Annotated in this window: 6 protein-coding genes and 1 tRNA gene; 3 read left to right on the top strand and 4 right to left on the bottom strand. The window is 68.0% G+C overall.

Going from position 1 to position 10,498, the window contains the following annotated elements; all coding sequences use genetic code 11:
- Positions 1-64 precede the first annotated feature (64 nt).
- Positions 65-2,749 (bottom strand): DUF5695 domain-containing protein, encoded by a 2,685-nt coding sequence (locus ASE91_RS08865; protein WP_056625104.1) that lies wholly within the window; start codon positions 2,747-2,749, stop codon positions 65-67.
- An 80-nt stretch (positions 2,750-2,829) separates the two neighbouring features.
- Here ASE91_RS08865 and ASE91_RS08860 point away from each other — a divergent pair, with 80 nt between their 5' ends.
- The 3 genes from ASE91_RS08860 to ASE91_RS08850 are packed head-to-tail and all read left to right on the top strand — an operon-like array spanning position 2,830 to position 7,978.
- On the top strand, positions 2,830-5,196 hold the full coding sequence (locus tag ASE91_RS08860) for a glycoside hydrolase family 127 protein (protein WP_056625247.1): 2,367 nt from the start codon (positions 2,830-2,832) through the stop codon (positions 5,194-5,196).
- A gap of 17 nt (positions 5,197-5,213) precedes the next feature.
- Positions 5,214-6,218, top strand: coding sequence for an Ldh family oxidoreductase (locus tag ASE91_RS08855; RefSeq protein WP_082453924.1), 1,005 nt, complete (start codon positions 5,214-5,216; stop codon positions 6,216-6,218).
- Complete coding sequence (locus ASE91_RS08850) at positions 6,215-7,978, top strand: DUF885 domain-containing protein (protein WP_056625099.1); 1,764 nt, start codon at positions 6,215-6,217, stop codon at positions 7,976-7,978. Before ASE91_RS08855 ends, ASE91_RS08850 begins: the two co-directional genes overlap by 4 nt.
- A gap of 21 nt (positions 7,979-7,999) precedes the next feature.
- Here ASE91_RS08850 and ASE91_RS08845 read toward each other — a convergent pair whose 3' ends face one another.
- From ASE91_RS08845 to ASE91_RS08835, 3 genes are all read right to left on the bottom strand, one after another.
- Complete coding sequence (locus ASE91_RS08845; RefSeq protein ID WP_235530388.1) at positions 8,000-8,887, bottom strand: glycoside hydrolase; 888 nt, start codon at positions 8,885-8,887, stop codon at positions 8,000-8,002.
- A complete protein-coding gene (locus ASE91_RS08840) occupies positions 8,884-10,062 on the bottom strand; it encodes a M24 family metallopeptidase (RefSeq protein WP_056625242.1) in 1,179 nt (392 codons plus the stop codon). Before ASE91_RS08840 ends, ASE91_RS08845 begins: the two co-directional genes overlap by 4 nt.
- A gap of 333 nt (positions 10,063-10,395) precedes the next feature.
- Positions 10,396-10,471 (bottom strand) — tRNA-Phe (locus tag ASE91_RS08835).
- Positions 10,472-10,498 lie beyond the last annotated feature (27 nt).

Below are 10,498 nucleotides of genomic sequence, written 5' to 3'. Positions count from 1 at the left end.
CGGCGATGGAGTCGCAGTCGTCAGAGGTTCTGGATCCCCGCCTCCGCGGGGATGACGGTGGTGGCTAGCGCGGGGACAGGGTCAAGGTCGTGGCGGTCGACGACAGCGCGACGGTCGTGAACCCCCGGTCCTCCACACCCTTGTCGATCGCATAGGCCGCGCCGCCCGCCGGTGCCTCGACCGACAGATGCGCGGTCGGTGTGGTCGCGGTCGCCGGGTCGAGCGTCAGTTCGATGCGGCGCGTTGCCGGCAGCCAGCGGGCACGCGCGATCGTTCCCGCCGCCAGCGTGATCCATTGTCCGGCGGGGGCGATGAACAGCCGGGTCCGCGCCCCGTCGCGCGGTTCGATCGCGATCGCCCCGCCATCCTCGCGCGCGATACCGCCAAAGCCCAGCCAGCCAAAGGTCGGGTCCTTCACCAGATAGGTCGCGGCGGCATAGGCATGGCCGAAATAGCCCATGCCGTAATCGCCGGTATAGGCGTCCCATCGCATCATATCGGGTTCGGAGTGGAACGCCGCCGAGGCGAAGCCCTCGCGGTCGACATTGGTGATCCCGCCCATGAACCCGCCATAAGCGACGCGCAGCAAATGAAGATCGGCCGGATCGCGGCGATAGGCGTCGAACAACGGGACGGCGTTCAGGGCAGAGCCGTAGTGATGAATCTGACGCTCGATCCGCTTCACCTTGCCGCCGTAGAGGAAGTCCCAGTAGCGGCGGGCATTGCCGTTATAGCCCCAGTGCGGGATCGTCGGGTCGTAGCCCAGGATCACCTCGCGCGTGACCGCCGCCTCGCGCGGGTGGTCGAAATAGCGCATCCACGCATAGACCTCGGGCTGGCCGGTCGAATCCCACGCCATCTCGCTGCCGAACGGATAGGCGAGCGTCCGCCAGTGATCGGCGCGCGCCTTCATCAATCCCTCGACCTCGCGCGCGTCGTCGGTCAGCCCCTCACGCTTCAGGTCGGTAAGGATCTCGACGAAGATCTCGCCCTCCATCTGCCCGAATTGCGCATAATGCGGCGCGTCGCGCATCATCGCGACGGTCGTGCGCGCGGCCATGGCGAGATAGAAGCGCCAGTCGTGGCGGGTGACCAGCCCGGCGTGATGGCGTGCGAGCCGATACAGCACCCAATGCCCGATCGCGACATGGGGGTAATTATACGAACGGCCCAGATCGTCGGCCTGTTTCCTGTCCCACGATGCCCAGGTCGACCAGTCGATGCCCTTGTCGTAATAGGACCCGAACGCCTTGGGATCATAATAGAACAGGCTTTTCTTCACCCCGCCGCTCACCATCTGCAACCGGCCGAGCACGGTTTCGTCGACCATTTGCTCCAGCTTGGCGACCTCGCCGGCATCGGGATGGTCGAGCTGCTTCATGGTCGCGGCCACCCATGCGCCGCCGCCGCCCTCGTCGCTCATCCCCGCGATCCAGACGCGCTGATCCTGCGTGACGATGCGGTTCGCCTCGCGATCATAGGTGAGGATCGCGGGCGCGCGGTGAAAGGGGTCGGCGGCGTCGTCGAACCATTGCCGCGTCGTGCTGAAGCGGCCGAGATCGGCGGCGACCTGCGCGAGCGGCTTGGTGACGTAGTAATGGACGCTCTGCACGCTGCCATCGGCATAGGTGATCGCGACCCGCGCCCGGCCCCAGCCGGTGCCGGCGACGCGCCAGCGGTTCCAGCCCGCCGGGCCGGCGACGCGGGTCAGCGTGAGCGCATCGGCGGGGGTGACGGCGACGTCGCGCACCGGCTGCGCGGCACGGACGAACAGGTCGGCGGGGCTGTCGGTCGGGACGACATAGCCGGGAAAGCCGATCGCGACCGGCCGGCGCTCGGCCAGCAGCGTCGGTTCGATCGCGCGGATCGACGGCGCGGCGATCAGCCGCACGCCGAACGTCCGGCGCTCGCCCGGAGCGAGCGTGAAGCCGGTTGCGGGGTTCCATGGCTGCCCCTTGTCGGCTATTCCGGCGCTGGCGACCATCCAGTCGTAAAAGCCCTCGAACGTCTGCTGGCGCGGGGTGCGATCGGTGAAGACGCTGCCCGCGCCCTTCCGCCGCGCATCGTCGAGGATGCGATATTGTTCGAGCGGGGTGCGGCCATCGGGTACGACCAGCAGCGCAGGCCCCTTCCCGTTGAGGCGCGTGACCTGAAGATAGCCGGCGTCGTTGCCGATATACGGGTCGACGAAGCTCGCCTGCGCATGCGCCTGTTCCAGCGAACGATCGGTGATGATGTTGTCGAACACCATCGGCATCCCCAGCGCGCCGACCTCGACCGGCGTGGTGCCGCGATTGACGAGGGTAAAGCGCAGCACCGGCGTGCCGCGCTCACGCAGCCAGGTGCGCTCGACGGTGAGCGGGAACCCCGCGCCCATCGTCGCGGTCATGTCGGCGCGCGCGATCACGGTGCCGGCGGCCGGCAGCGCGCGGACGGGCACGCGGTGCTGCGCCGAGGAGAAGTCGCGCCACGTGCCGCCAGCGCTGCGGACGCGCAGGTGGAGATCGCCGATCTGGTTGAAGCCATCGCCCTTGCGCGTCGCGGCCCGCCCGCTGGGTACGAAATCGAACGCCGGTTCGGCGGCGGGGGAGAGGGTGCGCAGCGTCTGGCTGGCGGGATCGAGGGTGAGCGTCAGCGTGCCGGCGGCATGGCGCACCGGCGCGGGGGCGGCGGTCAGCATCGCGCTGGCCCCCAGCGACAACATCGTGCCCAATGCTACGCTGCCCAGATATACCGTGTATCGCCGCATAACCCTGCCCCTGCCTGCAACCGATCGGTTGACTCCGACCCATCTTGCCCTATCGTATACAATATTCTTGGGAGATGGAAATGCTGGTTGGTCGTCGTGCGTTCCTGATGTCGTCCGCGACATTACCGATGCTCGCGCTGCCGGCGGCGGCGCGCACCATGGCGGCGTTGCCGGCAACGGCCAAGCCGTTTCCGCTGTCGGCGGTGCGGTTGCGCCCGTCCGACTATGCGCGCGCGGTCGAGGTGAACCGCGCCTATCTGTTGCGGTTGTCGCCCGACCGGTTGCTCCACAATTTCCACAAGTTCGCCGGCATGACGCCCAAGGCACCGGTCTATGGTGGGTGGGAAAGCGACACCATCGCCGGCCATACGCTGGGGCATTATCTGTCGGGGCTGGCGCTGACCCATGCCCAGACCGGCTGCACCGACTGCGTGGCGCGCGCGACCTATATCATCGGCGAACTGGCGCGGTGTCAGGCGGCCCATGGCGACGGCTATGTCGCGGGCTTCACCCGCAAGCGCAAGGACGGCACGGTCGTCGACGGGAAGGAGATCTTCCCCGAGATCATGCGCGGCGACATCCGCTCGGCGGGGTTCGACCTCAACGGCTGCTGGGTGCCCTATTACAACTGGCACAAGCTCTACACCGGGCTGTTCGACGTCATCGACCATATCGGCGCGAACGAGCAGGCGATGGCGATCGCGATCGGACTGGGCGGCTATATCGACCGGGTGTTCGCCGCGCTGAGCGACGATCAGGTGCAGGTCATGCTCGCCTGCGAATATGGCGGGCTGAACGAGAGTTTCGCCGAACTGCACGCGCGGACCGGCGACGCGCGCTGGCTGCGGCTGGCCGAGCGGATCTATGACAAGCGCAACCTCGATCCGCTGACGCAGAAGCGTGACCAGCTGGCGAATTTCCATGCCAATACGCAGGTGCCCAAGCTGATCGGACTGGCGCGGCTGCACGAGATCACCGGCAAGCCCGAACAGGCGACCGCCGCGCGCTTTTTCTGGGAGCAGGTGACGCGCCATCACAGCTACGTCATCGGCGGCAATGCCGATCGCGAATATTTCAGCGCGCCGGATACCATCGCGCAACACATCACCGAACAGACCTGCGAACATTGCAACACCTACAACATGCTCAAGCTGACCCGGCATTTGTATGCGTGGCAGCCCGACGGGGCGCTGTTCGACTTCTACGAACGCGCGCATCTGAACCATGTCATGGCGCAGCAGGAGCCGGTGAATGGCGGCTTTACTTACATGACGCCGCTGATGACCGGGGCGAAGCGCGACTATTCGGCGCGCGACGGCGAGGAATTCTGGTGCTGCGTCGGCACCGGCATGGAAAGCCATGCCAAGCACGGCGAGGGCATCTTCTGGACCGGGGATGATACCCTGATCGTCAACCTCTACATCCCCGCCGACGCGACGTGGCAAGCGCGCGACGCGACGCTGGCGCTGGAGACGGGCTATCCGTTCACGGGCGAGGCGACGCTGACCTTTGCATCGCTCGGCAAGGCGGGCACCTTCCCGGTCGCGCTGCGCGTGCCGGGCTGGGCGAAGGGGCGCGAGCTGCTGGTAAACGGCAAACCGGTCGAGGCGGCCTCCGCCGGGGGCTATGCGATCGTCACCCGGCGGTGGCAGGTAGGCGATGCGGTCACGATCCGCCTGCCGCTCGACCTGCGGATCGAGGCGACGCCGGGCGATGCGCAGACGATCGCGGTACTGCGCGGGCCGCTGGTGCTGGCCGGCGACCTCGGGCGTGCCGATGGCGAATGGGACAAGCCCGATCCATCGATGGTCGGCGACGACCTGCTCGCCGGGTTCGTGCCGGTGGCGGGCGAGGATGCGCAATATGCGACGCGCGGGCTGATCCGGCCCGGCGACCTGAGCTTCGTCCCCTTCTATCGCCAATATGATCGCCGCTCGGCCGTCTATTTCAAGCGGTTCACCGATGCGCAGTGGAAGGTCGAGGAAGCCGGCTTCCTTGCCGAACAGGCGCGGCAGAAGGATCTGGCGGCGCGGTCGGTCGACGTGATGCATCTGGGCGAGATGCAGCCCGAGCGCGACCATCAACTGACCTCCGAGATTTCCTACCCGCTGGTCTATCGCGGGCGGAACGGGCGCGATGCGCGCACCGGGGGCTTTTTCGAATTCGCCATGGCGGTGAAGCCCGGGCCGCTGGTCCTGCAGGCGACCTATTGGGGCGATGAGCGCAAGCGCAGCTTCGACATCCTGATCGACAATCAGCGGATCGCGACCCAGACGCTCGACGCCGACCGGCCGGGGGCGTTCTTCGACGTCGATTACCCGGTGCCCGAGCCGCTGACCAAGGGCAAGAAACAGGTGAAGGTGCGCTTCGTGCCGCATGACAAGAACAGTGCGGGGCCGGTGTTCGGCGTCCGGCTGTTCACTGCGAAGGCGGGTGCCACCGCGTGAGCGAGCCGCAGGTCCGCATGACCCTGTCCGAGGTGCGCGACTATGCCCGCGCGACGCTTGCCCGTGTCGGGCTGGCCCCGGCGCATGTCGCGGCGGTCGCCGAGACGATCGTCGCCGGGGAGCGCGACGGCTGCGGCGCGCACGGCCTGTACCGGTTGCTGGTCGCGGCGCATTCGGTCGCAAGCGGCGTGGTGGTGCCCGATGCGGTCCCGGTGCTGGAACGACGGGCGGCGGGCGTGGTGCGGGTGGACGGGAAAGGCGGCTTTGCCCAGCTGGCGTTCGAGACCGGTCGCGATGCGCTGGTCGAGGCGGCGCGCGCGAACGGGATCGCGGCACTGGCGATCAACCACGCCGTCCACTTCGCCGCGCTGTGGCCCGAGGTCGAGGCGCTGGTCGAACATGGGCTGGTCGCGCTGGCGGTGACGTCGAACCACGCGTGGGTCGCGCCGGCCGGTGGCACGCAGCCGGTGTTCGGCACCAATCCGATCGCGTTCGGCTGGCCCCGCGCCGGTGCCGCGCCGTTTGTGTTAGATTTCGCGACCAGTGCGGTGGCGCGCGGCGAGATCGAACTGCATCGCCGCGCGGGCCGGCCGGTGCCGACCGACTGGGGCCATGCGCCCGACGGCGGCGACACGACCGACGCTGCGGCGGTGCTGGCCGGGGCGATGCGGACGTTCGGCGGGCATAAGGGATCGGCGCTGGCGCTGATGGTCGAACTGCTCGCCGGACCGTTGATCGGTGACCTGACCAGTGCGGAGTCGATCGCTTGGGATGCGGGGCGCAAGGGATCGCCATTGGGCGGCGAGTTGATCCTCGCGCTCGATCCCGCCGGGTTTCTGGGCGCGGAGGCCGCAGCGCAGATGGCCCGTGCCGAGGCGGTGTTCGCCGCGATCGAGGCACAGGGTGCGCGCGTGTCGGGGGCGCGTCGCCACGCGCTGCGTCCGGTCAGCGAGCGCGAGGGAGTTTGGGTGTCGCGGGCGCTGCTGCGCGACATCGACGACGTTACGGGGGACAGGGCATGAAGATCACGCTGGCACTGGCGCTCTCGATCGCGGCACCCGTGTCCGCGCGGGCGACGACGACGGTCGCCACCGCACCGGCCGCGTCGGCCGACGCGGCGCTCCGGCAATGGTCCGAGCGCGAATATGCGTGGCGCAAGACGCTGACCGGTCCGGGCGAGGATTCACCGACCAGTCGGAATGCGACGCTGCCCGATGTCGGACCGGCGGCGCAGGCGCGGATGACGCAGCGCTGGACCGAAACGATGGCCGCGCTCGACCGGATCGATCCGGCGACGCTCGGGCCGGCCGCCCGCGACGATTATACCGTCTATCGCGCACAGATCGCTGCGTTGCTCGCCCGGCAGCAGTTTCGCGATTACGAAAAGCCATTGAACGCCGACACCAGCTTCTGGATCGATCTGGCCGGCATGGCGCGCGAGAATTACCGCGATGAGGCGGCGTTGCGGCTCTATCTGTCGCAGCTGGCCAGCGTGCCGCGCTATTTCGATCAGCAGATCGCGAACATGCGCGCCGGACTGAAGCGTGGCTTCACGCCGCCGCGCGTCACCCTGCAAGGACGCGATGCCGGGGTGCGTGCGGTCGTGGAAGCAGGCGCGGGGGAGGCGTCGCCCTTCTACGCGCCGTTCCGGACGCTGCCGGCGACCATCGCGGCGGCGCGGCAGGCAGCGCTGCGGGCCGAGGCGAAGCGGGTGATCGCGCAGGCGGTGGTGCCGGCGCATGCGACGCTGATGGCGTTCCTGCGCGACGAATATATTCCGCGGGCGCAGGAAAAGCTGGCGGCGTACGACCTGCCCGACGGGCGGAATTATTATCGGTCGAAGGTACGCGAGTTCGTGACCCGCGACCTGCCGCCCGAGGAAATCCACGCGACCGGCCTGCGCGAGGTGGGGAAGATCCGCGCACGGATGCAGACGGTGATGACGCAGGTGGGGTGGCAGGGCGATCTGCCGTCGTTCCTGAACCACCTGCGCACCGATCCGCAATTCTATGCAAAGACGCCGCAGGATCTGCTCAACCGCGCCGCATGGATCGCCAAGACGTTCGACGGCAAGGCCGCGACCTATTTCGGCCGGTTGCCGCGGATGCGGTTCGCGATCAAGGCGGTCGATCCCGACATCGCGCCATTCTACACCAGTGGGCGGGGCGGACCGGGCATCTATCTGCTCAACACCTATGACCTGCCGTCGCGCGGGCTGTATTCGCTCCCGGCGCTGACGCTGCACGAAAGCGCGCCGGGCCATGCGTTCCAGATGCCGTTCGCGATGGAGCTGACCGACCTGCCCGAATATCGCCGCAACGAATATATCTCGGCCTATGGCGAGGGCTGGGCGCTGTATTGCGAGGCGCTGGGCGAGGATATGGGGATGTACGAGACCCCCTATGACCTGTTCGGCATGCTCAGCTATCAGATGTGGCGCGCGGCCCGGCTGGTCGTCGATACCGGCATCCATTCCAAGGGCTGGTCGCGCGCGCAGGCGCAGGCGTTCCTGCGCGACAATACCGCGTTGTCGAACCACGAGATCACGACCGAAGTCGATCGCTACATCGCATGGCCGGGGCAGGCGCTGAGCTATTATATGGGCGAGCTGGCGTTCCTCGACGCGCGGGCGAAGGCGCAGGCGGCGCTGGGCGAGGGGTTCGACTATCGCGCGTTCCACGATGCGATGCTCAGCCTGGGATCGGTGCCGCTGCCGATGATCGATGCGCGGGTCGACCGCTTTATCGCCGACAAGGGCAAGGGGCCGTACCCGCTGCCCTGAACGCGCCGACCGGCGGCATCTTCAGCAGATTTCCGCCGTCGCCCTGGGCGGATCGCCGGGCGGTACGCGCGCGGGATGGCGGTAGAAGACGTCGCCGGGCAGGCGGTGGCGGTCGCCATAGACCTGCGCCAACAGCGCGTAGAGCGTCGGGTCATAGCGTTGCAAGTCATCGTCGTTGAGCAGCCGTTGCCCATCGACGACGATCAGGCGGTTGGTATTGAACCAGAGCTGCGTTCCCTCCGCCCAATATTCGTCGACCGTCGTCGCAGCATATTCGCCGCGCCACGCCCCCCGCGCCATGGCAGTGGCATAGGCACGCTCTACCGCAGCATAGAGCGCGGTGTCGCGTTGCCGGATCGCGGCGAGGATGGCGTGCGAGAATTCGTGGACGAAGGTGTTCTCGCCATAATACCAGGTGCCCGGCGTACCGAGCAGGTTTTCGGCCGGGGCGGTGGTCAACGGCCCACCCATGCCGCGGGCACGATTGTTCCAGTAATCGCGGTCGCTCAGCCGTCCGATCCGCTCAACATAGTGTTTGCGCTCGCAAAGCGTCAGGCGGGGATCGTCGGCGGCGGGTTTGGTCCAGTGGCGCTGTTCGGGCAGATCGATCAGCCCCTCGGTCAGGGCGATGATCGCGACGCGATAGCCCGACGCCGCCATCCAGCGGCGCAGGTCGGGGCGATCGGCCAGCATCGCGATGGCGATGTCGCGCGCCAACAGCAGCGCGTCGTCGGGCACTTTCGCCGACGACACGACCGGCACGCCGCCGGCATCGACATATCGTTGGTAGAAGCGGTCGAGCCGGAGGTCGGCGGGTGGCGGTCCGATCGTCGTCCCCGCATAGCGGCCGGGCGCGGCAGCCGATGGCACCGCGACCGTCGCCAGCAGCAGCGCGATCAGCGGCGTCATCCGAACGGGCGGTCGATCGACGGCTGCGGTTCGGTGAACCATGCCGCGCCGGTGTCGGTGACGTGAAAATGATCTTCCAGCCGGATGCCGAAACGGTCGGGAACGACGATCATCGGTTCGTTCGAAAAACACATGCCCGGCGCCAGCAGCGTCGGGTCGCCGCGCACCAGATAGGCGGGTTCGTGGATCGACAGGCCGATGCCGTGCCCGGTGCGATGCGGCAGGCCGGGCAGGCGGTAATCGGGGCCGAGGCCCTTCCGCACCAGCAGCGCACGGGCGGCGGCATCGACGGCTTGCGCCGGCACACCCGGCGCGGCGGCGGCGAAGGCGGCGGCCTGCGCGGCATGTTCGATGTCCCAGATCGCGCGGACGTCGTCACCGACCGGGCCGAAAGCATAGGTGCGGGTGATGTCGCTGTGATAGCCGCCGACGCGACAGCCGGTGTCGATCAGCACCAGTTCGCCTTCGTTCAGTGCGCGGTCGCCGGGCAGGCCGTGGGGAAAGGCGGTGGCGCGGCCGAACTGGACGATGCAGAAATAGGAAGCGCCGCCACCGATCGCGCGATGGGCTTCGTCGACGAAGCGGACGACCTCGCTGGCGAGGATGCCAGGACGCAGGATGCGGGCGGCGGCGGCCTGTACCGCCAGCGTCATGTCCTTGGCACTTTGCAGCAGCGCAAGTTCGGCGGGCGACTTGACCATGCGACAGCCGTCGATCGCGGGCGCGCCGTCGGTCAGCGTCAGGCCGTGACGGGCCAGCTTCTGCCCCCAGGCGAAGGGGAGCACCGGGTCGATGGCAAGGGTGGCCCCGGCGGGCAGCGCGTCCTTGACCAGCGCGGTCGGGTCCTGATCCTCTTCCCACAGCAGCAGGTCGGCGGCGATGGTCAGGTCGGCCTCCAGCGTACCGCGCTCGAAAGCCGGGCAGACGATGCGCGGGGTGCCGGTGACGGGCAGAAGCAAGGCGACCATGCGCTCGCTGGCACCCCATGGAATGCCGGTGAAATAGTCGAGCGAGGCCCCGGTATGGACGAGCAGCGCGTCGGCACCGGCCTCGGCCGTCCGGGCACGCGCGCGCTCGATCCGTTCGGCGCGTTCGGTGGCGGTAATCGCCGGGGCGGGGGCGACCGATCGAATCGCGGCAAGTTCCGTGGCCGGGGTCGATCCGCCGATGGTCATCATGGTCTCCAGTCGAAATGCCGGTATCGGCAGGGGGTAGTCGGTCGCCGCTTGATCTAGCGGGGATCGCGATCACCGTCAGCCCTGGTTACGGATGACGCCGGCATCCTTGTCATTGCACTGGGCAGGACCGGTCACACTGACGGTGCATTCCGGCGGGCACCGACCGGCTCGTCCCAGAGAAGCTGCAGGACCATGCTGCGTCCGTCGTGAAGCGGCGCAAGCGGGTAGTATCGGCGACCGGCCGGCGACGTCGAGGCATTACCTCAACCCGGAATTGGTCACAGGTAATGGTAGCCCGGATTTATCCGGTCAGAACAACGATGTAGGGAGTGGTGCCCAGGGACGGGATCGAACCGCCGACACTGCGATTTTCAATCGCATGCTCTACCAACTGAGCTACCTGGGCCTGTCCGGGTGACCGGAAGAGCCGGCC

Source organism: Sphingomonas sp. Leaf62, from assembly GCF_001421915.1.
GTDB lineage: Bacteria > Pseudomonadota > Alphaproteobacteria > Sphingomonadales > Sphingomonadaceae > Sphingomonas.
This window is presented reverse-complemented; position numbering and strand designations above follow the sequence as displayed.

Coding starts and splice junctions, on each gene's coding strand:
- ASE91_RS08855 (WP_082453924.1), top strand. CDS start 5,214: ATGACCCTGTCCGAGGTGCGCGACTATGCCCGCGCGACGCTTGCCCGT.
- ASE91_RS08860 (WP_056625247.1), top strand. CDS start 2,830: ATGCTGGTTGGTCGTCGTGCGTTCCTGATGTCGTCCGCGACATTACCG.
- ASE91_RS08850 (WP_056625099.1), top strand. CDS start 6,215: ATGAAGATCACGCTGGCACTGGCGCTCTCGATCGCGGCACCCGTGTCC.
- ASE91_RS08845 (WP_235530388.1), bottom strand. CDS start 8,887: ATGACGCCGCTGATCGCGCTGCTGCTGGCGACGGTCGCGGTGCCATCG.
- ASE91_RS08840 (WP_056625242.1), bottom strand. CDS start 10,062: ATGACCATCGGCGGATCGACCCCGGCCACGGAACTTGCCGCGATTCGA.
- ASE91_RS08865 (WP_056625104.1), bottom strand. CDS start 2,749: ATGCGGCGATACACGGTATATCTGGGCAGCGTAGCATTGGGCACGATG.